This is a genomic window from uncultured Stenotrophomonas sp. (assembly GCF_913778665.1).
In the GTDB taxonomy this organism is placed as follows: domain Bacteria; phylum Pseudomonadota; class Gammaproteobacteria; order Xanthomonadales; family Xanthomonadaceae; genus Stenotrophomonas.
This window is the reverse complement of sequence record NZ_CAJYVQ010000012.1, coordinates 1-21,400: the sequence shown is the minus strand read 5'-3', so window position 1 is coordinate 21,400 and position 21,400 is coordinate 1. Positions and strand designations below refer to the sequence as shown.

General features: G+C 66.0%; 19 protein-coding genes and 3 rRNA genes. 5 read left to right on the top strand and 17 right to left on the bottom strand.

Annotated features, from left to right (window positions below; genetic code table 11):
• The 3 genes from QZ853_RS17750 to QZ853_RS17740 are packed head-to-tail and all read right to left on the bottom strand — an operon-like array spanning nucleotide 1 to nucleotide 2,520.
• Nucleotides 1-1,164, bottom strand: a complete 1,164-nt coding sequence (locus QZ853_RS17750; RefSeq protein ID WP_295576467.1) for a COX15/CtaA family protein — start codon at nucleotides 1,162-1,164, stop codon at nucleotides 1-3.
• 10 nt (nucleotides 1,165-1,174) lie between these two features.
• Nucleotides 1,175-1,744, bottom strand: a complete 570-nt coding sequence (locus tag QZ853_RS17745; protein WP_295576462.1) for a hypothetical protein — start codon at nucleotides 1,742-1,744, stop codon at nucleotides 1,175-1,177.
• Between the two features lie 59 nt (nucleotides 1,745-1,803).
• Entirely contained in the window at nucleotides 1,804-2,520 is a 717-nt protein-coding gene (locus tag QZ853_RS17740; protein ID WP_295576454.1) for an SURF1 family protein, read from the bottom strand.
• A 57-nt stretch (nucleotides 2,521-2,577) separates the two neighbouring features.
• On the opposite strand from QZ853_RS17740, the gene QZ853_RS17735 reads away from it, so the two are divergent.
• Nucleotides 2,578-2,796, top strand: a complete 219-nt coding sequence (locus QZ853_RS17735) for a twin transmembrane helix small protein (protein WP_008264755.1) — start codon at nucleotides 2,578-2,580, stop codon at nucleotides 2,794-2,796.
• A 20-nt stretch (nucleotides 2,797-2,816) separates the two neighbouring features.
• Here the strand turns inward: QZ853_RS17735 and QZ853_RS17730 are convergent, their stop codons facing one another.
• The 6 genes from QZ853_RS17730 to QZ853_RS17705 form a co-directional block, all read right to left on the bottom strand.
• Nucleotides 2,817-3,692: a cytochrome c oxidase subunit 3 gene (locus QZ853_RS17730; protein WP_295576448.1), complete on the bottom strand. Its 876-nt coding sequence runs from the start codon at nucleotides 3,690-3,692 to the stop codon at nucleotides 2,817-2,819.
• A 13-nt stretch (nucleotides 3,693-3,705) separates the two neighbouring features.
• On the bottom strand, nucleotides 3,706-4,296 hold the full coding sequence (locus QZ853_RS17725) for a cytochrome c oxidase assembly protein (protein WP_295576441.1): 591 nt from the start codon (nucleotides 4,294-4,296) through the stop codon (nucleotides 3,706-3,708).
• Entirely contained in the window at nucleotides 4,293-4,511 is a 219-nt protein-coding gene (locus QZ853_RS17720) for a hypothetical protein (RefSeq protein WP_295576434.1), read from the bottom strand. Before QZ853_RS17720 ends, QZ853_RS17725 begins: the two co-directional genes overlap by 4 nt.
• A gap of 8 nt (nucleotides 4,512-4,519) precedes the next feature.
• A complete protein-coding gene (ctaD, locus tag QZ853_RS17715; RefSeq protein ID WP_005407790.1) occupies nucleotides 4,520-6,127 on the bottom strand; it encodes a cytochrome c oxidase subunit I in 1,608 nt (535 codons plus the stop codon).
• Nucleotides 6,128-6,189: 62 nt separating this feature from the next.
• On the bottom strand, nucleotides 6,190-7,137 hold the full coding sequence (coxB, locus tag QZ853_RS17710; protein ID WP_295576431.1) for a cytochrome c oxidase subunit II: 948 nt from the start codon (nucleotides 7,135-7,137) through the stop codon (nucleotides 6,190-6,192).
• Between the two features lie 11 nt (nucleotides 7,138-7,148).
• Nucleotides 7,149-7,625 (bottom strand): DUF2244 domain-containing protein, encoded by a 477-nt coding sequence (locus QZ853_RS17705; protein WP_197583612.1) that lies wholly within the window; start codon nucleotides 7,623-7,625, stop codon nucleotides 7,149-7,151.
• A gap of 274 nt (nucleotides 7,626-7,899) precedes the next feature.
• On the opposite strand from QZ853_RS17705, the gene putA reads away from it, so the two are divergent.
• Entirely contained in the window at nucleotides 7,900-11,118 is a 3,219-nt protein-coding gene (gene putA, locus QZ853_RS17700) for a bifunctional proline dehydrogenase/L-glutamate gamma-semialdehyde dehydrogenase PutA (protein ID WP_295576428.1), read from the top strand.
• A gap of 118 nt (nucleotides 11,119-11,236) precedes the next feature.
• Here putA and pnuC read toward each other — a convergent pair whose 3' ends face one another.
• The gene (pnuC, locus tag QZ853_RS17695) at nucleotides 11,237-11,809 is read right to left on the bottom strand and encodes a nicotinamide riboside transporter PnuC (RefSeq protein WP_295576426.1); all 573 of its coding nucleotides are present in this window, start codon (nucleotides 11,807-11,809) and stop codon (nucleotides 11,237-11,239) included.
• A gap of 136 nt (nucleotides 11,810-11,945) precedes the next feature.
• Nucleotides 11,946-13,313 (bottom strand): outer membrane protein transport protein, encoded by a 1,368-nt coding sequence (locus QZ853_RS17690; RefSeq protein ID WP_295576424.1) that lies wholly within the window; start codon nucleotides 13,311-13,313, stop codon nucleotides 11,946-11,948.
• Nucleotides 13,314-13,540: 227 nt separating this feature from the next.
• On the opposite strand from QZ853_RS17690, the gene QZ853_RS17685 reads away from it, so the two are divergent.
• Complete coding sequence (locus QZ853_RS17685; RefSeq protein ID WP_295576409.1) at nucleotides 13,541-14,233, top strand: rhomboid family intramembrane serine protease; 693 nt, start codon at nucleotides 13,541-13,543, stop codon at nucleotides 14,231-14,233.
• A gap of 58 nt (nucleotides 14,234-14,291) precedes the next feature.
• Here the strand turns inward: QZ853_RS17685 and QZ853_RS17680 are convergent, their stop codons facing one another.
• From QZ853_RS17680 to QZ853_RS17670, 3 genes are all read right to left on the bottom strand, one after another.
• Nucleotides 14,292-14,702 (bottom strand): hypothetical protein, encoded by a 411-nt coding sequence (locus tag QZ853_RS17680; protein WP_295576391.1) that lies wholly within the window; start codon nucleotides 14,700-14,702, stop codon nucleotides 14,292-14,294.
• A gap of 84 nt (nucleotides 14,703-14,786) precedes the next feature.
• The gene (locus QZ853_RS17675) at nucleotides 14,787-16,223 is read right to left on the bottom strand and encodes a S41 family peptidase (RefSeq protein WP_295576385.1); all 1,437 of its coding nucleotides are present in this window, start codon (nucleotides 16,221-16,223) and stop codon (nucleotides 14,787-14,789) included.
• Nucleotides 16,224-16,331: 108 nt separating this feature from the next.
• Nucleotides 16,332-17,534: a peptidoglycan DD-metalloendopeptidase family protein gene (locus QZ853_RS17670; RefSeq protein WP_295578935.1), complete on the bottom strand. Its 1,203-nt coding sequence runs from the start codon at nucleotides 17,532-17,534 to the stop codon at nucleotides 16,332-16,334.
• A gap of 193 nt (nucleotides 17,535-17,727) precedes the next feature.
• On the opposite strand from QZ853_RS17670, the gene QZ853_RS17665 reads away from it, so the two are divergent.
• Nucleotides 17,728-18,390 carry a hypothetical protein gene (locus QZ853_RS17665; protein WP_295576377.1) on the top strand — a complete coding sequence of 221 codons (663 nt, stop codon included), beginning with the start codon at nucleotides 17,728-17,730 and terminating at the stop codon, nucleotides 18,388-18,390.
• Nucleotides 18,391-18,476: 86 nt separating this feature from the next.
• Nucleotides 18,477-20,189: a M28 family metallopeptidase gene (locus QZ853_RS17660; protein ID WP_295576374.1), complete on the top strand. Its 1,713-nt coding sequence runs from the start codon at nucleotides 18,477-18,479 to the stop codon at nucleotides 20,187-20,189.
• Between the two features lie 222 nt (nucleotides 20,190-20,411).
• Here the strand turns inward: QZ853_RS17660 and rrf (QZ853_RS17655) are convergent.
• The 3 genes from rrf (QZ853_RS17655) to QZ853_RS17645 form a co-directional block, all read right to left on the bottom strand.
• Nucleotides 20,412-20,526 (bottom strand): 5S ribosomal RNA (gene rrf / locus QZ853_RS17655).
• Nucleotides 20,527-20,659: 133 nt separating this feature from the next.
• Nucleotides 20,660-20,774 (bottom strand): 5S ribosomal RNA (gene rrf, locus QZ853_RS17650).
• Between the two features lie 126 nt (nucleotides 20,775-20,900).
• Nucleotides 20,901-21,400 (bottom strand): 23S ribosomal RNA (locus tag QZ853_RS17645); the annotation flags it as partial.

Below are 21,400 nucleotides of genomic sequence, written 5' to 3'. Positions count from 1 at the left end.
TCAGTCCGGGGCACGCAGGCGGGCCAGCAGGCTGACCAGCACGAACAACAGGGCAACGGCCACGCCGTTGTGGGCGACAGCCACTTCCAGCGGCAGCGCCAGCTTTACATTGAGGATGCCGAGGGTGACCTGCAGCAACAGCAGTGCAATCAACGCGCTGGCCCAGCCACGCATGCTCGGCAGGCGGAACAGGCGTACGCCCAGCCACAGCAGGTAGGCCGCCACCACCACCGCGAACAGGCGGTGCGCCATCTGGATGGCGATACGCGAAGCGCCGTCCAGAACGCCCCCTTCGTAATCGACGCCGATGCCACGCCACAGGGTGAAGCCTTCGGCGAAGTTGTGCTGCGGCCACCATTGGTTGGCGCAGCGCGGGAAGTTGTCCATCGACAGGCTGCCGCCACCACAAGCAAGCGCGGCGTAGTTGGCGCTGACCCAACCGCCCAGCGCGATCTGGGTGACCAGCACCGCCACGCCGATGCGCAGCAGCCAAGTCAGCTTCGGCGCCTCGGCCAGGGTGATGGGCCGATGCGTGGCCCGCCATGCCATCCACACCAGCAACGCGAACATCAGCATGCCGCCGAGCAGGTGCCCCATTACCACGATGGGTTTGAGCAGCAGGGTCACCGTCCACATGCCCAGCAGGGCCTGGAAGATCACTACTGCCAGAGTCAGCAGCGCAGCGCGTGCAAGATCGATGTTGCTCCAGCGCAACGCGGCGATCAGCAGGATCGCCTCACCGGTCAGCGCCAGTGCACTGGCCGTGCCATGCCACCCCATCATGTACAGCGGTATGCCAGCAGCCACCAGCACGCAGGCGGTCACCACCGCCGTGCTTCCAAAGCGGCGCTTGCGCGTGGCCAACAGGGCCAGGGTCAAGATCTCGATGCCCAGCGCGCCGGCCAGGAAGCGGTGCACCTGCTCGCGCCAGGCCTTGTGCGTTTCCAGCGGACGGATCTCGGCGGCCGGATGGCCGATGGTCTCTTCCACATGCTGCGGCCAGGTGGCCTGCCCATAGCAGGTCGGCCAATCCGGGCAGCTCAGGCCGGCATCGGACAGGCGGACGAAGGCGCCGAACATGATCGTGCTCGCGGTCATGATCATGGCGAACCACGCCAGGCGGTGGAAATTGCGGTGCAGCGCCGGACGCGCGGAAAGGCTCATCAAACGGGACTCACTTCAGTTTCAGCAACGTGGCCATGTCCTTGCGCAGGCCACCCAGGTCACTACCGGGGGCATGGCGCATGATCACGAAGCCGTTCGGATCGATCACGTAGACCGGCAGTCCCGCCGGATCATCGACGCCCGGCAACGCCGCGCGCAGGGCTGGCGACGGAGCCAGCGGCCGCAGCGCAGGCAGCGAGGCGATCGACGCCGGGGGCGTACCCAGCCAAAGAATCTCGACATTATCGGCGTTATGGCCGAACAGCTGCCACACCTTGCCCAGTCCCTGCGACAAAGTGACGCACTGTGCGTCGCAGGCGGCGGCCGGGGCCACCAGCAGGCGCCAGGTGCGCGCCTCGGGGTTCCACGGATAGGGCTGGCCGTTGGCAAGGGTCGGGGCCTGCTGGCGCAGATCCACCGGCGGCTCCAGCAGCTGGCCGGCATTGCGGTGCCCGGTCGGCTGCCAGCCAGAGAAGCGCAGCACGGCGGCCAGCGCCATCGCCCCGAAGAACACGGCAAACAGCAGCAGCAGGGTCCGGCGACCGGAGCCGCGCGCCTGTGGGGACGTAGCAGTGTTCATGCGGGGCATTTTCTCATGGTTGGGTAAGGGATGCCGGTAGTGCCGGCCGCTGGCCGGCACTACCGGGCAACGGAGCGCCTCTGGCGCCATTCCAGCACCAGCGCCACCACCAGCACGGTCAGGGCCAGCCCGAACCACTGCACCGCGTAACCCAGATGGCGCGCTGGCGGCAGCGTGTTCGGCAGCAGGTCCAGGTCGCGTTCATCGCCGAACGGCAGCGCCGGGTCCAGGCGCAGGACCCGTTCCGGCAACGCCGGCAGACCCAACGATGCGGCCAGGCCCTCCGCCGGCAAGCGGCTGGCCAGCCAGCGCCCGGCCTCGCCGGTGGCAGCAAATGCCGGGCCCAAGGCCAGCCCCGTCGGCGGCGGTGGCGCCAGCAGCCCGCGCACCGCCACCGGTGAGGGCGGTGCCGGTACGTCCGGCAAGGTGCGATCCGGCGGCAGCGCGCGCCATCCCAGATCGACCAGCAATACGCTGCCGTCGTCACTGCGGAACGGGCGATAGATCTTCACGCCGGCCCGGCTGTGCCGGGTCTGGTTGTCCAGCAGCACCACGCCGGGCAGGAAGCGGCCATGGTCGGCCACGCCGTGCAATGCGCCTGGCGCTGCGAGCGCCTGCGCCAGCGGCAGCGCCTGTGCGACGGCTGGACCCTGTGCATCCAACATTGCCTGTTTGGCATGCATGCGCTGCAGCTGCCACAGCCCCAATGCGGTGAAACCGGCCATCGCCAGCACGGCCGCCAGCCATCCGAGCACGCGCGTGTGCTTCCGCATCATGACAAGTCCGCGCAAACGCGGTCAGATAGGCGCATCCACCCTGCCCTCGAGCCGCGCATGAGTGATTCGCTGAAGACCCTGCTGGTTATCGCGTTTCTGATCGTCATCGTCTGGAACCTTGGCGCCGGCCTGTATTACCTGCTGGTCGACCGCGGCCAGACCAAGCGCACGGTCAACGCACTGACGCGCCGCATCGCGGTGTCGGTGGCGTTGATCGTACTGGTGATCGTGAGCATCTACATGGGCTGGATCAAACCGCACGGCATCGGCGGCTGAGGCCACCGATGCGCGCGTGATCAAAGCACGTAGACGAACAGGAACAGCATCAGCCACACCACGTCGACGAAGTGCCAGTACCACGCGGCGGCTTCGAAACCGAAATGGTTGTCGCGGGTGAAGTGTCCCTTGGCCGAACGCAGCCACATCACGATCAGCATGATCGTGCCCAGCAGCACGTGCGCGCCGTGGAAGCCGGTCAGCATGAAGAACGTCGAACCGTAGATGCCAGAGCCGAGCGTCAGGTTCAGTTCCCTGTAGGCGTGGATGTACTCCTCCGCCTGCAGGGTCAGGAAGCCCAGTCCCAGCACCACGGTCAGGCCAAGCCAGATCAGCAGCTGGCGACGGTTGCCGGCCTTCAGCGCGTGATGGGCGATGGTCAGGGTCACACCGGAGGTCAGCAGGATCAGCGTGTTGATCAGCGGCAGGCCCCAGGCCGGAATGGTCTGGAACGCACCACCGATCGCGGCCGGGCCATTGGTTGGCCATCCGGCCGAATAGCCCTGCCAGAGCAGCTCGTTGGTCATCACCCCGCGGCCTTCGCCGCTGAGCCACGACAGGCCCAGGTTGCGGGTGTAGAACAGCGCGCCGAAGAAGGCGCCGAAGAACATCACCTCGGAGAAGATGAACCAGATCATCCCCATCCGGAACGAGCCATCGACCTGGTGGTTGTAGCTGCCGGCCTGCGATTCGCGCACCACGTCGCTGAACCACCAGAACAGGGTCAGCACCAGCATCGCGATGCCGATGTAGAACGTCCAGCGGCCCCAGCTGGCGTCGTTGAGCCAGCTGGCCACGCCCACCATGGTCACCATCATCGCGATGGAACCCACGAACGGCCATTTGCTCTGGGCCGGGACGAAGTACACGTTGGCGTCGGTCGGTGTCTGGGCCATGTCGGTATCCGGGTCAGGGGGCGGCGTGCGCGCCTTCCGAGGTGGCGGCCGGGGCCAGCCGATCGGACAGCGCGTCGTTGCGGTAGAAGGTGTAGGACAAGGTGATCGTCTTGATCTCCGGCGGCAGGTCCGGATCGACGATGAAGCGCACCGGCATGTCGCGCTTCTCGCCGGCCTGCAGCGTCTGCGCGGTGAAGCAGAAGCACTCGGTCTTGCTGAAGAAACCCGACGCACGCGCCGGTGCCACCGAAGGCACCGCACTGCCGACCACCGCCTGCGGGCTGTCGTTGCGGGCGAAGTACAACGCTTCGTTGAGTTCGCCTGGCACCACGTCCATGGTCAGCTGTTCGGGATGGAACGACCACGGCAGGCGCGAATTGACGCCGCCATCGAATTCCACCCGCACAGTGCGCTTGCCGGCCACCGCACCGGCACTGGCTTCGCCGCCCGGGCCACGTTCCAGGCGCACGCCGAACACCTTCTCGCAGGCGATGCGGTACAGCGGCACCAGCGAGAACGTCAGCAGGAACACCGCCACTGCCACGCCGATCAGGCGCGGCAGCCCGGCGCTGGGTGACGGCGTACTGGCCGGCGCCTCGCTCATCGGCCGATCACCCCACTGAGGATGAAGCCGAGGTAGACCAGTACCGCGATGGCACCGACCCACATCGCCGTGCGCTTGGCTCGCTGGCGTTGCTGCTCGATGCCGCTTTCCGGAGCGGCGCCCGGGCTGTTGTAGGGCCGAGCCATGCTCGGCTGCTCCACGTCAGCCGAGCATGGCTCGGCTCTACACGGGGCAAGCGGGCTCTCGTTATGCATGCCCCACCTCAATGCGTGATGTCGTCGTGGGCCAGATCACCCGGGCGGATGGTCGGCGGCGTGGTGAAGGTGTGCGCCGGTGCCGGCGACGGCAGCGTCCACTCCAGGCCACGCGCGCCTTCCCAGCTTCGGGCTTCGGCCTTCTCCCCGTTGCGCAGCGAGGACAGCAGGATCGCCGCCATCATGAACGGCGTGACGAACATGCCGAACGCACCGATCGAGCTGATCAGGTTCCAGTCGGCAAACGCCACGCTGTAATCGGGAATGCGGCGCGGCATGCCGGCCAGGCCGAGGAAGTGCTGCGGGAAGAACAGCAGGTTGACGAACACGATCGACCACCAGAAGTGCACCTTGGCCCACTTCTCGCTGTACATGCGCCCGGTCCACTTCGGCCACCAGTAGTACACCGCGGCAATCAGCGCGAACACCGCGCCGGTCACCAGCACGTAGTGGAAGTGGGCGACAACGAAGTAAGTGTCGTGATACTGGAAGTCCGCGGCCACGATCGCCAGCATCAGACCGGAGAAGCCGCCGATGGTGAACAGGATGACGAAGGCCACAGACCACAGCATCGGCGCTTCGAAGGTCAGCGACCCTCGCCACATCGTGCTGACCCAGTTGAACACCTTCACCCCGGTCGGGATCGAGATCAGCATGGTGGCGAACATGAAGTAGATCTCGCCACCCAGCGGCATGCCCACGGTGAACATGTGGTGGGCCCAGACGATGAACGACAGGAACGCGATCGCGGCGGTGGCGTACACCATCGCCTGGTAGCCGAACAGCGGCTTGCGGCTGAAAGTCGGGATGATCTCGCTGACCACGCCGAAGGCGGGCAGGATCATGATGTAGACCTCGGGATGCCCGAAGAACCAGAAGATGTGCTGGTACATCACCGGGTCACCGCCACCGGCGGCGTTGAAGAAGCTGGTGCCGAAGAACTTGTCGGTCAGCAGCATGGTCACCGCACCGGCCAGCACCGGCATTACCGCGATGAGCAGGAACGCGGTGATCAGCCAGGCCCAGCAGAAAATCGGCATCTTCAGCAGGTCGATGCCCGGCGCGCGCATGTTGAGCACGGTGGCGATGATGTTGATCGCGCCCATGATCGAGCTGATGCCGGCCACATGGATGGCGAACACGCTGAAGGCGACGTTGTAGCCCCCCTGCAGGGACAGCGGCGGGTACAGGGTCCAACCACCGGCCGGTGCACCACCGGGCAGGAACAGCGTCAGCAGCAACAGGCTGAAGGCCACCGGCAGCAGCCAGAACGACCAGTTGTTCATGCGCGGCAGCGCCATGTCCGGCGCGCCGATCTGCAGCGGGATCATCCAGTTGGCAAGGCCAACGAAGGCCGGCATCACGCCGCCGAAGATCATCACCAGCGCGTGCACGGTGGTCATCTGGTTGAAGAACTCGGGCTTGACGAACTGCAGGCCCGGCTGCGCCAGCTCGGCGCGGATCACCACGCTCATCGCCGCGCCGATGATGAACATGATGAAGCTGAAACCCAGGTATAGCGTGCCGATGTCCTTGTGGTTGGTCGAGAAGAACCAACGCTCGAAGAAGCTCTGGTGATGATGGTGATCGTCGTGCCCAACTGCCGAGTGCGCCATTGCAAAACACCTCTCAGAATCGGTTGTCACCGCGGCCGCAGCAGGCGGCCACGGGCGTTACATCACGCGCCGCTGGCTGCGGTGGCAGGTGCGTTGCCGGCTTCAGCCGCCGCCGGGGCCGCGGGCGCCTCGGCGGCCGGTGCCGCAGGTTCTGCCGGTGCCGCAGGCGCGGCCGGCGGTGCCGGCTTGCGCTGCGCCAGCCACTGCTTGAACTGTTCCTTGGACACCGCCTCGACCACGATCGGCATGAAACCGTGGTCCTTGCCGCACAGCTCGGCGCACTGGCCGCGGTACACACCGGGCTGCTCGATGCTGGTCCAAGCCTCGTTGATGAAGCCCGGGATCGCGTCCTGCTTCCAGCCCAGCGCCGGCACCCACCAGGCGTGGATCACGTCGTCGGAGGTGATGACGAAGCGCACCTTGGTGTCGACCGGCAGCACCAGCCGGTTGTCGACGTCCAGCAGGTAGTGCGGATGGCTCTCGCGCGTGGGCACGATGCCGCTCTGCCGCACCCGGTCCGACTCACGGTCCAGGCGGCTGGTGAAGGTGACGTTCTCGCCGAGGTATTCGTACTTCCACATCCACTGGTAGCCGGTCACCTTGACGGTCATCTCGGCATCACGGGTGTCGTACATCTTGATCAGGTTGGCGGTGGCCGGCCATGCCATCACGATCAGGATGATCACCGGGATCACCGTCCAGATGATCTCGGCCTTGGTGTTGTGGCTGAAGGTGGCGGCGACCGCGCCCTTGGATTTGCGGAACTTGAAGATGGCGTAGGCCATCGCCCCGAACACGATGACGCCGATCACCGTGCAGATGATCAACGAGAGATTGTTCGATTCCCAGGCCAGGCGCGAAGTCTGGGTCACCCCCTTGCCCATGTTCAACTGCCACGGCTTCGGATCGGCCGCCTGGGCCCAGGCCAACGCCGGCATCAGTCCCCCGGTCGCCAGCGCTGCAGCGACCGCGTTCACGCACTTCGTGCCCCACCTGCTGCTTTGCTTCATTGCCTAGACCCTTAGCGTCGTCGGTTGCCGCCATCGCTGGCGGCGAGCAAGCTTTCAAGTGTCTCTGCGAGCGTCTGACGTTCGGCCGGCGCGAGGAAACTCCCCACCTCCACCTGCCGGCCGCTGGATGCCAGCCGGACCCTCTCGTCGTCGGTGAGCAGGCGCACCCAGTGGGGGTGGGCCCGGAACACCGGCGATCCACCGGGTACGGGGATGACCTCCACGTACGCCGGCACTACCCGGATCTCCTCCTGCCGTTCGCCGCTGCGCCACAAGGCACGCAGCGCCGCCGCCAGCACCAGGCTGTACAGCAGCGCGAACAGGGGGGCGAATGCATTGCCGGCCAACCACCCGAGGGCGGACACCAGCCACATCGCACCCGACAACGCGGTGAACAACAGGACGAACTGCCGGGCATCGAGCGCCCGTGGGGGACGCAGCCGCAGCTGCGTACCTGACCCATCCGGAGCTGGAAGCACCTCGATCATGTCGCAACCGCGTTCCTGCCGCGGGAAACGTCTCGATGGTAGCCCCGCCCTCTCGCCAGTAGCAAGGGTGCATTCACACTTTTTCCGATGCTGCAACACAGCATGAGGTCGGCGGCATGAATGACGAATTCGGCACAAACAATGATCGGCTTCATGAACACGCCGAATCCGCCGCCGTTCGGGGCTATCAGCCCTTCATGAAGGTGTCTGAGGGACACTTCCGAAGGCCGCAAAAATGTTTAAAATCGCCAAGTTTTCCACTGGCCGGACCGGCATGAACGCACCTTCCTCCTCCCTTGCCGCCAGCGACGCCCCGCGTCCTGGCGCGCTGCTGTCGCCGGAACTGCCGGCGCCCCCCAACCCGTTCCGCCAGGCCATCACCGATGCCTGGTTGAAGGACGAGGCCAGCCACGTCCGCGAGCTGCTGGCGCAGGCCCGCCTGCCCGCCGACGAGCAGGCCAGGGTGCAGGCCCTGGCGGCCGACCTGGTCGGCCGGGTGCGCGTGCGTGCCAAGGACCAGGGCGCAATCGAGGCCTTCATGCGCCAGTACGACCTGGGAAGCGAGGAAGGCGTGCTGCTGATGTGCGTGGCCGAGGCGCTGCTGCGCATTCCGGACCAGGACACCGCCGACAAGCTGATCCGCGACAAGCTGGCTGATGCCGACTGGGAAAAGCACTTGGGCGGCAGTGACTCGGTGCTGGTCAACGCCTCCACCTGGGGCCTGATGCTGACCGGCAAGCTGGTGCAGATGAACGACGCCACCCGCGCCGATGCGCCGAGCGCCTTCAAGCGCCTGGTCGGCCGGGTCGGTGAGCCGGTAGTGCGCCTGGCCGTGCGCCAGGCCATGAAGATCATGGGTCACCAGTTCGTCATGGGCCGTACCATCAGCGAAGCGCTGTCGCGTTCGCACAAGGGCGACAACGCCAGCTACCGCTATTCGTTCGACATGCTGGGCGAAGGCGCGCTGACCATGAAGGACGCGCTGCGCTACCTCGAGGACTACCGCCGTGCGATCCACGCCATCGGCGGTGACCACAAGGCGCGCGGCGGCCGTCCGGACGGCGACGTCAACAACGCGCCAGGCATTTCGATCAAGCTTTCGGCGCTGTACCCGCGCTACGAGCACGCCAAGCGCGAGCGCGTGCTGACCGACCTGGTGCCGGGCGTGCTGGAACTGGCGCAGCTGGCCAAGAGCTACGGCATCGGCTGCACCGTCGACGCCGAAGAGTCCGACCGCCTGGAACTGTCGCTGGACATCATCGAGCAGGTGTTTGGCGATGCCTCGCTGGCTGGCTGGGATGGCTTCGGCGTGGTCGTGCAGGCCTACCAGAAGCGCACCCCGTACACGATCGACCACCTGGCCGACATGGCGCGCCGCGCCGGTCGCCGCCTGCAGGTGCGCCTGGTCAAGGGTGCCTACTGGGATGCCGAGATCAAGCGCGCGCAGATCGAAGGCTACCCGGGCTACCCGGTGTTCACCCGCAAGCAGAACACCGACGTGTCCTACCTGGCCTGCGCCAAGCGCTTGTTCACGCATGCCGATGCGATCTACCCGATGTTCGCCACGCACAATGCGCACACCATTGCCGCAGTGCGCAGCATCGCCAATGGTGGCGTGTACGAGCACCAGAAGCTGCACGGCATGGGTGACGACCTGTACGCCGAAGTGGTGCCGGCCGACCGTCTGGGCCTGCCCTGCCGCGTATACGCACCGGTCGGTTCGCATGAAGACCTGCTGCCGTACCTGGTGCGCCGCCTGCTGGAAAACGGCGCCAATTCCAGCTTCGTCAACCGTATCACCGACGAGCGCGTGCCGATCGCCGACCTGATCCGCGATCCGGTCGAGATGGTGTCCTCATTCGCTTCGATTCCGCATCCCAAGATCCCGCTGCCGGTTGACCTGCTGCGCAGCCAGAACCACGACAGGAAGAACTCCATGGGCGCCAACCTCGCCAACGACAACGAACTGCGCGCCTTGGCCGAGCAGATCAACGCGGCAGTGAAGCCTTGGCAGGCCGCCCCGCTGGTGCCGGGTGCCAACCCGGCCGGTGCCGCGCTGCCGGTCACCAACCCGGCCGACACCCGTGACGTGGTCGGCCAGTGGCTGGCCGCTGATGCCGCCACCGTGCAGAAGGCGCTGGCCAATGCCGTAGCCGCGCAGCCGGCCTGGAACCGCACCCCGGCCGCCAGCCGCGCCGCGATCCTCGAGCACGCTGCCGACCAGCTGGAAGCGCGCATGCCCGAATTCATGGCGCTGTGCGTGAAGGAAGCCGGCAAGAGCCTGCCCGACAGCATCGCCGAAGTGCGCGAAGCGGTGGACTTCCTGCGCTACTACGCCAAGCAGGCGCGCGAGCAGTTCAGCCACGCCGAGAAGCTGCCGAGCCCGACCGGTGAATCCAACGAGCTGCAGCTGCACGGCCGCGGCGTGTTCGTCTGCATCAGCCCGTGGAACTTCCCGCTCGCGATCTTCCTGGGCCAGGTGGCCGCTGCACTCGCCGCCGGCAACAGTGTCATCGCCAAGCCGGCCGAGCAGACCAACCTGATCGGCTACTACGCCGTGAAGCTGCTGCACGACGCCGGCGTGCCGGCCGAGGTGGTGCAGTTCCTGCCGGGCGACGGTGCCACCGTCGGTGCCGCACTGACCGCCGACCCGCGCGTGGCCGGCGTGGCCTTCACCGGCTCCACCGACACCGCCCGTGCGATCAACCGCGCGATGGCCGCACGTGACGCCGCCATCGGCGTGCTGATCGCCGAGACCGGCGGCCAGAATGCCTTCATCGCCGACTCCTCGGCGCTGCCGGAACAGCTGGTCAAGGACGCCATCGGTTCGGCCTTTACCTCCGCCGGCCAGCGTTGCTCGGCCGCGCGCGTGCTGTTCGTGCAGGACGACATCGCCGACAAGGTGATGACCATGCTGGCCGGCGCGATGAAGGAACTGAAGGTCGGCAACCCCGGCCTGCTGTCCACCGACGTCGGTCCGGTCATCGACGCCGACGCACTGAAGATCCTGCAGGACCACGCCGCGCGCATGGACCGCGAAGCGCGCCTGATTGCCGCCGCCGAGCTGTCCGCCGACGCCGCCAACGGCACTTTCTTCGCACCGCGTGCGTATGAACTGAAGGATCTGGGCCAGCTGCACAAGGAAATCTTCGGGCCGGTCCTGCACGTGATCCGCTGGAAGGGCGACCAGCTCGACGCGGTGATCGATCAGATCAACGCCACCGGCTACGGCCTGACCCTGGGCGTGCATTCGCGCATCGACGAGACCGTCGATCGCATCAGCAACGGCGTCCACGTCGGCAACGTCTACGTCAACCGCAACCAGATCGGTGCGGTGGTCGGCGTGCAGCCGTTCGGTGGCCAGGGCCTGTCCGGTACCGGCCCCAAGGCTGGCGGCCCGCACTACCTGCTGCGTTTCGCCACCGAGAAAACGGTGACGGTGAACACCACCGCCGCCGGCGGCAACGCCTCGCTGCTGACCCTGGGCGACTGATCGCCCGGTTGATGCGAGAAACGAAAAACCCCGCGAACGCGGGGTTTTTTGTGCCCTGTTTCCGGTGGAGCCGAGCCCATGCTCGGCTTCAACGGTGCGGCCGAGCACAGGCTCGGCTCTACGCGCTCATCAGCTTGCGCCAATGGCGCAAGGCCACCAGCGCGTTGATCCAGAAGCCCACGTACAGGATCGAGGTCAGGTGCAGGCCTCGGCTGTAGTACAACGGCACGGCCACGGTATTCACCAGCAGCCACACCCACCACGAATCCAGCTTGCGCCGCATCATCAGGATCTGCGCGATCACGCTCAGCACCAGCACTGCCGAATCGATGTAGGGCGCGTAGGCGTTGGTCAGGCGGGTCAGCATCCACCCGTAACCGAACGTGGCCACCACCGCCAGCGGCGCCAGCCAGGCCCATGCACGTGACCGCAACCCGGTGATCGGCAGCGGCGCACCATGGTCGCCACGCAGCCACTGCCACCAGCCCAGCACGCTGATGGCGATGAAGAAGAACTGCAGCACCATGTCCGCGTACAGGTGCGAGCGTTCGAACACCGCAGCGAACAGCGCACAACCGACGATGCCCAACCACCACGTGTGGACGTTGTTGCGGCCGGCCAACAGGATCGAGCCGGCCACGGCGATGTTGGCAGCCAGCTCCAGCTGGAAGTTGGGGTCGTGCAGGTTCATCGCCCTATTGTCGTGCATCCCCGGCCGGGGTGCCTGCACCGAAACATCCACGCCACGCGTGGATGCGCCGAGAGCCACGAAAAAAGGCCCCGCTCGCGCGGGGCCTTTCATCTACTGCATCAGGCAGACGCCTGGATCAGAACTTGTACTGGAACGAAGCAGCCAGCACGTCGCCACGGACCTTGTACTTGCCCGTCAGCGAGTTGCCCTGGTTGTTGGTGCCCGCCGGCACGTACACGTTGGGGTCGCTGGTGAACAGGTGGGTGTAGCCCACGTTGTACTCGGTGTTCGCCGACGGGGTCCAGCCCACGCCCAGCGACAGCCACTTGCGGCTGGTATCCGGCACGCGGACGTCACGATGGGCGTCGGTGGTCGGGGTCTGGTCCAGCGCCACACCACCGCGCAGGGTGACGGTATCGCTCAGCTTGTAGTCGGTACCCAGCGACACGAAGGTGGTGTCGCGGTAGCCGAACTTCAGCACCGAATCCGGCTGCGGCGAGGCGTAGTCGACGGTGACGCTGTCGAACGCGGTCTTCCACGCGGTACGGGTCACGTCGCCCATCACGGTCCAGCGGTCATTGACCTTGTGGGTCACGCTCAGGGTCGCCGAGGCCGGCATGGTCACCGTGGCACGGCCGCTGGTGTCCATGAACCAGCCACGCGTACCCGGCGAGTTGGTCAGCAGCGCACGGGCGCGATCGGCGCCGTCGAAGGTGGCATCACCACCGGTGATCTTGTGGCGGACCTTGGAACGGTAGCTCAGGCCGATGTGGGTGTTCTCGTCGATCGAGAACAGGCCACCGACGGTCCAGCCCACGGCGTTGTTGTCACCTTCGATCTTCAGGGTGCCATCCGAGTTGCCCGGGGCGAAGCCCGGAACGCGCGCACCGGCCAGGATGCTGCCGTAGTCGATGGCGTTGGTCAGCTCGATGGTCAGGTGTTCGACGAACACCGATGCACCGAAGGACACGTACGGGTTGACGTCATACGACGCGGCGAAGCCCAGGTCGATGGCCTTCAGGTCGGTCTTCAGGCCGCTGTACCGACCCACCCAACCGTTGTCGTATTCGGTCTTGAAACCGAACGGAGCGGTCAGCGACACGCCGAAGTGGGCCTGTTCGCCGATCGGCATGTGGAAGTAGGCCGCCGGAACCGGGGCGATCATGCCGGCGTCACCGCCGTTGCCGCCGGAGGCCGGGAAGCCGTTCGGGTTGGCGGCGCTCACGCCGGTACGGCCGGTGCCCCTGTACTTGGCACCGAAGCTGATGGCGCTGATGTCGCCCTGGATCACGGTGCCTTCCAGCTGGCGCATGCCGGCCGGGTTGACGGCGATGATGGAGGCGTCGCCCTCGGCGCTGCCGGAACCGGCGAACGCGCGGCCCAGGCCCTTGGCACTGTTTTCCTTCAGCTGGAAGGCAGCGGCATTGGCATCGGCGGCAGCCAGCGCACCGGCAACGCCGACGGCCAGCAGGGTCAGTCGGGCAATGGTGGAAGCGGTTTGCATCGTAGTTCTCTCTCTCCGGTAAGCGGTGATGTTGCTCTGAGTGCGCCTGCGCCCGGCCGGCCCTTGGGCCCTTCGAAGCGCGCCGGATTCCCCTCCCGACATACGACGCCGTATGCGAGTATTACCCAGAGCTGTTAATGAAACAATAACAGCAGGGGCGGTTTTTTCGCCTCAAAAGCTGAACAGGACTATCCCCGCCGAAACCGCTCGCACGCTAGGCTATTGGCATGTTCGTCTCCCTCCCGTCGCGCAAGAAGGCGGCCCTGCGCTGGGCCACGCCCGTGCTGTTTGCGGCACTGTGGCTGGCATTCCTGTGGTCGATCTCGCGTCCGGACGATGCCCGCGGCAGCCTCTGGCTGGACTGGGGCGCCCTGTCCACCGGCCTGACCCATCCGCTGGACTGGTGGGCGACCCTGCAGGACGGCAGCGTGCTGCGCCTGTTCACTGCCCTGTTCCTGCACGCGGACTGGTCGCACCTGCTGGGCAACCTGGTGTTCCTGCTGATCTTCGGCCTGCCCGCCGAGCGCGTGCTGGGGCCGTGGCGGTTGCTGCTGTTGTTCCTGGTGGGCGGCGCGGTGTCCAACCTGGTGGCCATCTACACCATGGGCAGCCCGGACCAGATCATCATCGGTGCCAGTGGCGCGGTGTCGGCGCTGATCGGCGCCTACCTGGCGCTGTTCCCCGGCGCACGGCTGGGGGTGGTCATTCCACTGGGCCTGTTCCTGGAGTTCGTGCGCGCCCCGGCGTATCTGCTGATCGGCGTGTGGGCCGCGCTGCAGGTGGTGTTCGCCTACATCGGCCCGACCTTCGGCATGGTGGCCTGGTGGGCACACATCGGCGGCTTCCTGTTCGGCCTGCTGTACGGCGTATACGTACGCGCCGCGATCGCCCGCAGGCTGCGCAAGCGCCACGGCTTCTGACCACCCCGGCACCGGCAATTGATAGGGATCTGCTCCGTCCGCGATGACACTGAAAGCGTCACTCGCGACTGATAACCAGAGTGTTGTGGTGGGTATCGAACAACAGCGCAGCGCCGCCATCCAGGACCACGAAATACTCGAAGAACGGCAAGTCACCCAGCAAAGGGATCAGTTCACTTGCCTGCAGAGTCCAGATCGGCCACGGCAGTGCGCGCTCATCTGACGCTACCAGGCACATTTCACCATTCACTTCCGCCAGCAGTTCAGCAAGGCAGGAAAGGCCTTCATCGCTGCTGTCGTACTGGATCGTGTGATCAGCCGACGCTTTGCCTGCCCACCAAAAGACATGGCGCGGATCGATTCCATGGCGAGCCGCCAAGGATTTCAGCAGGGCATCGGCCCGATCAACCGGCAGCGGATCAGAGCCAAGCAATTGGCTGATCGCGGTCGCGAGAGTCGAATCGTCCATATGCCGATTCTATCGGGCGGCAAATGTGAAAACGCCGCCTTCCGGGTGGGCTGAGGGTTCGCCGGGCATGGCCCGGCGCTACCGTCAGGGCTTGGCCGGCGCCGGTGTGGGCTTGGCTTCCGGCGTGCCATCTGCCTTCGGCTCCGGCTTCGCCACAGCGGTCTTTGCGGCCTTGGCCGCATCCGCCCTGGCGGCCTCGGCCTTCAAACGCGCAGCCACCGAGCCCGGATGCTTCAGCTCGGCCAGTGCGTCGTTGATCGGGCCGTCGCCGGGCAGCACCGCACCGGCGCGGTAGCCCTCGGTACCCTCATCGTCGCCACGCAGGTGGCCCGGCAGGGTCGCTTCGCTGTAGTCGCTCAGGCTGGCCGGCAGCGCATCATCGGCCGGCGTCGGCGCCGGCTTCAACTCAACATCCGGCACGATGCCGGTAGCCTGGATCGACTTGCCACTGGGCGTGTAATAGCGCGCCGTGGTCAGCTTCACCGAATCGCCGTTGTCCAGCGGCAACACGGTCTGCACCGAGCCCTTGCCAAAGGTCCGGCTGCCGACCACGCGCGCGCGCTTGTTGTCGCGCAGCGCGCCGGCCAGCACTTCCGAAGCACTGGCCGAACCTGCATCGGCCAGCACCACCACCGGTGCGCCCTTCAGCAGGTCACCCGGGGTCGCATCGAAGCGTGCATCGCTGATGCTGATACGTCCACGGGTGCTGACGATGTTGCCCTTGTCGAGCAGATCGTCGGCCACCTGCACGGCGGCGGTCAGCAGGCCACCGGGGTTGCTGCGCAGATCCAGCACTAGGCCCTTGAGCTGGCCACCGGACTGTTTCTGCAGCTGCTGCACATGCTTCTGGAAGTCCGAACCGGTGTCGGCCTGGAAGGTGCTCAGGCGGATGTAGCCATAGCCTGGCTCGAGCAGGCGACTGCGCACGCTGGTCACGCGGATCGTCTGGCGGGTGAGGCTGACGTCGAACGGCTTGGGCTTGCCTGCACGCACGATGGTCAGCACCACCTTGCTGCCGGCCGGGCCGCGCAGCGGCTCGCTGGCATCGATTGCACTGATCGGCTTGCCGTCGATGGCGATGATCAGGTCACCGGCGAGGATGCCTGCCCTGGCCGCCGGCGTATCGTCAATCGGCGAAATCACCTTCATGCTGGCGTTGTCCGGCTGCTGCTGCAGCTCCACGCCAATGCCCTCGTAGGCACCATTGGCCTGTTCGTCGAAGGCCTGCGCGTCTTCCTTGTTGAAGTAGGTGCTGTGCGGATCGAGGTCGAGCAGCAGGCCACGCACCGCCGACTGCATCAGCTTCTTGTCATCGACCGGGTCGACGTAGGCCGCACGCACCGCGTTGTACACGGCCACGAAGCGGCGGATGTCCTCCAGCGGCACCTTCGAGGTCACCGCCTCCTCGCTGCTTGCCGCCTGCCCGCCGGTATCCGGGCTCGCGGCGGGCGCGGTCTGCTGCGCCCAGGACAGCGCTGGCAGCAGGGCCAGCAAGAGGGTGGCGGTACGGGCTGCGCGCATGGATCACTCCTGTCGACATTGGCATCGTGCCCAAGGCACATGCGCCGATTATGCGCGAAGCACGGCTAAATTCCCGTTGAATCCACCCTGCACGTGGTGACGCCGGATTCAGCGCCGCTGCAGCCAGCTGTCCGGATTGACCGGCTGCCCGCCACGGCGCAGCTCGAAGTACAGCGCGGTGACGCCCTGGCCACCGGAATTGCCGACCTTGGCCACGGCATCACCACGACTGACGCGGGCACCGGCATCCTTCAGCAGCGTGTCGTTGTGCGCGTAGAGGCTCATGTAGCCATTGCCGTGGTCGACGATCAGGATCATGCCGTAACCGGTCATCCAGTCGGAGAACACCACGGTGCCGTCAGCCACGGCGGTGACCGTGCTGCCGGCGGGCGCGCCGATCAGCACGCCACTGCTGGTACGTCCATCGGGCAGCTTGCCACCGTAGCGCGCCAGCAGGTTGCCCGACAGCGGCCAACCCAGGCCCCCCACCTTGGGGGCCGGCGCCGAGGCGACGGCGGGCGGCACCTTGGTCGGCGGCGGTGGCGGCCGGCCCTGTGCAGCAGCCTGGCGTGCGGCACGTTCGGCGGCGGCCTTTTCCGCCGCTGCCCGACGCGCTGCCGCGCGCCGCTCGGCCTCGGCACGGGCCGCAGCAGCACGCAGGTTGGCCAGCAGCGTTTCAAGCGCCTTGGCATCCTGGCCCAGCGCCTGTTCTTTTTCTCGTCGGTCCTTGAAGCGTTCGTCCAGCGAGGCCACCGTCTTCGCGCGATCGCGGCGGTCGGCTTCCAGGGCGGCTGCCTGCTGCTTCTGGTCCTGCTGCGCCATCTGCAGCTTCTGCTTGCGCTCGGCAATCTGCGCCTGCACGGCTTCCAGTTCCTTCAGGTCGGCGGTCAGCGCGGTGATGCGCTGTGCGCGCTCGCGCTGGAGGTAGCGGTGGTAGGCCAGGGCGCGATTGGCATCGGCCACCGTGTCCTGCGACAGCAGCAGCTTCAGCGGCGCGTGGTTGCCCAGCTGGTAGGCCGCTCGCAGCAGCCCGGCCAGCTCGCGGTGCTGCTGGGCCAGATTGGCCTGCAGCGTGTTGCGGCGCTGCTCGGCCTCGGCCAGTGCCCGACCCTGTTCGCGCAGCGCGCTTTCCGTCTGCGCAAGCGCCTTGCCACTGCGCGCCACCTTCTCGTCGGCCTCGCGCAACTGCTGCGAGGCCTGGCCGCGCTGGCCCTCGATCTGCCGCCGCTCCTGCGCCACGCCCTTCAGTTCGGTGCGCAGCTTCTGCAGCTTCCGCTCGGTCTCGCGCGTGTTCTGCGCAGCACCCGGCATCGGCAGCGCCAAGGCGATGAGCAGCCCCAACAGCAGGCAGCGCCCGCCGCGTGAGGCGGCGATGTGATGTCGGCGTGATGGGAAGGCGTTGTCGCGCAAGGGCTTTCCAGTGACTTCAGGCAGTTGCAGGGGGTACCGGGGAATGGTGACATCTCCGCACGCGGCCTGCCAGCCGCACATCCATCGAGGTCCCATGAAAACTGTTTCCATTCCGCTGTTGTTGGGCGTCCTGTTCGCCGCCGGCCCGGTGGGCGCGCAGGACAACATCAGCAAGGTCAACGGCAGCATCAGCGCCGACCCCGGCCAGCGCTACGGCAAGCTGGATACCGTCAATGGCGGCATCCGCGTCGGCGAAGGCGTCGAGACCGGCAGCATCGACACCGTCAACGGCGGGGTCAAGGTGGCCGACCGTGCACGTACCGGCAAGATCGAAACGGTCAACGGCGGCGTTCGCTTGGGCCGCGAAGTGATCGCCCGCGGCGGCGTCAGCACCGTCAACGGCAGCATCTTCACCAACCGCGGCAGCCAGATCGAAGGCGGCGTCGAAACCGTGAACGGTGGCATCGGCCTGGTCGAAAGCCGCGTCGGCAAGGACGTGGAGACCGTCAACGGTGACATCACCGTCGGCATCGGCTCCCAGGTCAACGGCGGCGTGCACGTGCGCAAGCCGAACTTCAGCGTCTCGCTGACTGCCAGCCGCAAGCCGCGCGTGATCATCGGCCCCAACGCCGTGGTCAACGGCCCGCTGCAGTTCGAACGCGAAGTGGTGCTGTACGTGCACCGCAGCGCCCGCATCGGCCCGGTCACCGGCGCCGAGCCGATCCCGTTCGACACCGAAACCGCTCCGGCGGACTGAGTGCATCGGGCCCTGTGGCCCAGTGATACTCGCTACACCGGCCGCGCGCTGGCGCGTGGCCGCCCCTTGTTTCCCAGGAATCGACCATGCCCCGCAAACTCCTCCTGTGCCTGGCCGCCGCGGCCGCGCTCAGTGCCTGCAAAGGCCAAGATACGCCGGCTGCCGCGCCGGCCACCGACACCGCTGCCGCTGTGAAGCCGGCCACCCATCAGTTCTCGCCGGAGATCAACGCCGGCGACTTCGCCGAGATGGTCAAGACCCTGGCTTCGGACGAGTTCGAAGGCCGCGCCCCGGGCAGCAAGGGCGAAGAATTGACGGTCAACTACATCCGCGACCAGATGCAGCGCATTGGCCTGCAGCCCGGCAACGGCGACAGCTGGTTCCAGGACGTGCCGATGACCGAGACCACGGCCGACGCCTCTACCGTGTTGAGGATCACCCAGGGCGGCAAGACCACCGAGTTGAAGTTCGGGACCGACATGGTGGTCGGCACCCGTACCGGCCAGGCCGAGGTGAAGGTGGACGCCAGCGATCTGGTGTTCGTCGGCTACGGCGTCGATGCGCCCGAACAGAAGTGGAACGACTACGCCGGCCAGGACTGGAAGGGCAAGACGGTCGTGATGTTCGTCAACGACCCGGGCTTCCATGTCGATGACGCAAAGCTGTTCGACGGCAAGCGCATGACCTACTACGGCCGCTGGACCTACAAGTTCGAAGAAGCCGCTCGCAAGGGCGCCGCGGCCGCGCTGATCGTGCACGACACTGCCGGCGCGTCCTATGGCTGGGACGTGGTGAAGAACTCTTGGGCCGGCCCGCAGTACGACCTGCCGGCCAAGGATGATCCGGAAGCGCGCATCCCGGTGCAGGGCTGGCTGAGCGCCGACGCCGCCAAGGTCCTGTTCGCCGGTGCCGGCCTGGACCTGGCGCAGGCCTACAAGGACGCGAGCAAGCGCGGCTTCAAGCCGGTGCCGCTGAAGGCCACCGCCGCGGTCGACCTGAAGAGCCAGATCGCGCAGAAGCAGTCGCGCAATGTGGTCGGCGTGCTGCCGGGCAGCAAGCGCGCCGACGAGGCCGTGCTGTACATGGCGCACTGGGACCACCTGGGCAAGCACGAAGGCGAAACCGGCGACAACATCTACAACGGTGCCGTCGACAACGCGACCGGCGTGGCCGGCATCCTTGAAGTGGCCGAAGCCATGGCCCACCAAGATCCGAAGCCGGAGCGCTCGGTGGTGTTCCTGGCCGTGACCCTGGAAGAATCGGGCCTGCTGGGTTCGAAGTACTACGTCTCTCACCCGACTTTCCCGCTGAACAAGATTGCCGGTGTGATCAACATCGATGCGATGTCGGTGGCCGGTCGTGCCAAAGACGTGACGGTGACCGGCTTCGGCAGCTCGGAGCTGGAAGACATCCTGAAGCCACTGGCCGCCGCACAGGACCGCACCCTGCATGGCGAGACCTCGGTGCAGAGCGGCTTCTACTTCCGGTCGGACCACTTCAACTTCGCCAAGGCGGGCGTGCCGGCCCTGTACGCCGATGGCGGCGAGGACCTGCGCGACGGTGGCGTGGAAGCGGGCCGCAAGGCTGCCGCCGACTACGGCGCCAACCGCTACCACGGACCGAAGGACGAGTTCGATGCTTCCACCTGGAAGCTGGACGGCACTGTCGAAGACCTGCAGCTGATGTACGGCGTCGGCAAGGAACTGGCTGGCGGCGATCGCTGGCCGAACTGGTACGAAGGCAACCCGTTCAAGGCCGCCCGCGACGCGATGATGAAGGACAAGGCCGCAACCAAGTAGGGTCGAGCTTGCTAGACCAAGTATCGTTGAGATCAACGCGGCGCCCCACAGGGCGCCGTTTTTTTTCTGCGCTGCAGGCCCCCCATCCACGCATGGCGCGGATCTACCGACAACCACCGCCGGATGCATTGCTGGTAGTGCCGGCCGCTGGCCGGCAACCACGATCCTTCCTGCGCTCAAAGAAAAACCCCGCTGCATGAGCAGCGGGGTTTTGGGTGTAAACCCTGGCGATGACCTACTCTCGCATGGCTTGAGCCACACTACCATCGGCGCAGCTGCGTTTCACTTCCGAGTTCGGGATGGGATCGGGTGGTTCCACAGCGCTAATTTCACCAGGGAGACGGTTGCAGCGGCGCTTGCAGCGCCAGCTTCGCGATCTTGCCCTTGGGGCGGAAGTTATCCAGAAAAGCGATGCCTTCACTTAATAAGAAAAAACCCCGCTGCGCAAGCAGCGGGGTTTTGGGTATAAACCCTGGCGATGACCTACTCTCGCATGGCTTGAGCCACACTACCATCGGCGCAGCTGCGTTTCACTTCCGAGTTCGAGATGGGATCGGGTGGTTCCACAGCGCTAATTTCACCAGGGAGGCTTTTGGAGAGTCGCACTCGTCCCTGTGGGACAAGGCGCCAGCCTCGCATAGTTCTTGTGACGTAGCGTGCACTTGGATGCTCTTACGACGTTGTCGTAAAGCCAAGGCAACTTGAGGTTATATGGTCAAGCCGCACGGATCATTAGTATCAGTTAGCTCAATGCATTGCTGCACTTACACACCTGACCTATCAACCACGTAGTCTACATGGTTCCTTCAGGGGGCTTGTGCCCCGGGAGATCTCATCTTGAGGCGCGCTTCCCGCTTAGATGCTTTCAGCGGTTATCGCTTCCGAACATAGCTACCCGGCAATGCCACTGGCGTGACAACCGGAACACCAGAGGTTCGTCCACTCCGGTCCTCTCGTACTAGGAGCAGCCCCTCTCAAATCTCCAACGCCCATGGCAGATAGGGACCGAACTGTCTCACGACGTTCTGAACCCAGCTCGCGTACCACTTTAAATGGCGAACAGCCATACCCTTGGGACCGACTACAGCCCCAGGATGTGATGAGCCGACATCGAGGTGCCAAACACCGCCGTCGATATGAACTCTTGGGCGGTATCAGCCTGTTATCCCCGGAGTACCTTTTATCCGTTGAGCGATGGCCCTTCCATACAG

Coding starts and splice junctions, on each gene's coding strand:
- QZ853_RS17750 (WP_295576467.1), bottom strand. CDS start 1,164: ATGAGCCTTTCCGCGCGTCCGGCGCTGCACCGCAATTTCCACCGCCTG.
- QZ853_RS17745 (WP_295576462.1), bottom strand. CDS start 1,744: ATGAACACTGCTACGTCCCCACAGGCGCGCGGCTCCGGTCGCCGGACC.
- QZ853_RS17740 (WP_295576454.1), bottom strand. CDS start 2,520: ATGATGCGGAAGCACACGCGCGTGCTCGGATGGCTGGCGGCCGTGCTG.
- QZ853_RS17735 (WP_008264755.1), top strand. CDS start 2,578: ATGAGTGATTCGCTGAAGACCCTGCTGGTTATCGCGTTTCTGATCGTC.
- QZ853_RS17730 (WP_295576448.1), bottom strand. CDS start 3,692: ATGGCCCAGACACCGACCGACGCCAACGTGTACTTCGTCCCGGCCCAG.
- QZ853_RS17725 (WP_295576441.1), bottom strand. CDS start 4,296: ATGAGCGAGGCGCCGGCCAGTACGCCGTCACCCAGCGCCGGGCTGCCG.
- QZ853_RS17720 (WP_295576434.1), bottom strand. CDS start 4,511: ATGCATAACGAGAGCCCGCTTGCCCCGTGTAGAGCCGAGCCATGCTCG.
- ctaD (WP_005407790.1), bottom strand. CDS start 6,127: ATGGCGCACTCGGCAGTTGGGCACGACGATCACCATCATCACCAGAGC.
- coxB (WP_295576431.1), bottom strand. CDS start 7,137: ATGAAGCAAAGCAGCAGGTGGGGCACGAAGTGCGTGAACGCGGTCGCT.
- QZ853_RS17705 (WP_197583612.1), bottom strand. CDS start 7,625: ATGATCGAGGTGCTTCCAGCTCCGGATGGGTCAGGTACGCAGCTGCGG.
- putA (WP_295576428.1), top strand. CDS start 7,900: ATGAACGCACCTTCCTCCTCCCTTGCCGCCAGCGACGCCCCGCGTCCT.
- pnuC (WP_295576426.1), bottom strand. CDS start 11,809: ATGAACCTGCACGACCCCAACTTCCAGCTGGAGCTGGCTGCCAACATC.
- QZ853_RS17690 (WP_295576424.1), bottom strand. CDS start 13,313: ATGCAAACCGCTTCCACCATTGCCCGACTGACCCTGCTGGCCGTCGGC.
- QZ853_RS17685 (WP_295576409.1), top strand. CDS start 13,541: ATGTTCGTCTCCCTCCCGTCGCGCAAGAAGGCGGCCCTGCGCTGGGCC.
- QZ853_RS17680 (WP_295576391.1), bottom strand. CDS start 14,702: ATGGACGATTCGACTCTCGCGACCGCGATCAGCCAATTGCTTGGCTCT.
- QZ853_RS17675 (WP_295576385.1), bottom strand. CDS start 16,223: ATGCGCGCAGCCCGTACCGCCACCCTCTTGCTGGCCCTGCTGCCAGCG.
- QZ853_RS17670 (WP_295578935.1), bottom strand. CDS start 17,534: ATGCCGGGTGCTGCGCAGAACACGCGCGAGACCGAGCGGAAGCTGCAG.
- QZ853_RS17665 (WP_295576377.1), top strand. CDS start 17,728: ATGAAAACTGTTTCCATTCCGCTGTTGTTGGGCGTCCTGTTCGCCGCC.
- QZ853_RS17660 (WP_295576374.1), top strand. CDS start 18,477: ATGCCCCGCAAACTCCTCCTGTGCCTGGCCGCCGCGGCCGCGCTCAGT.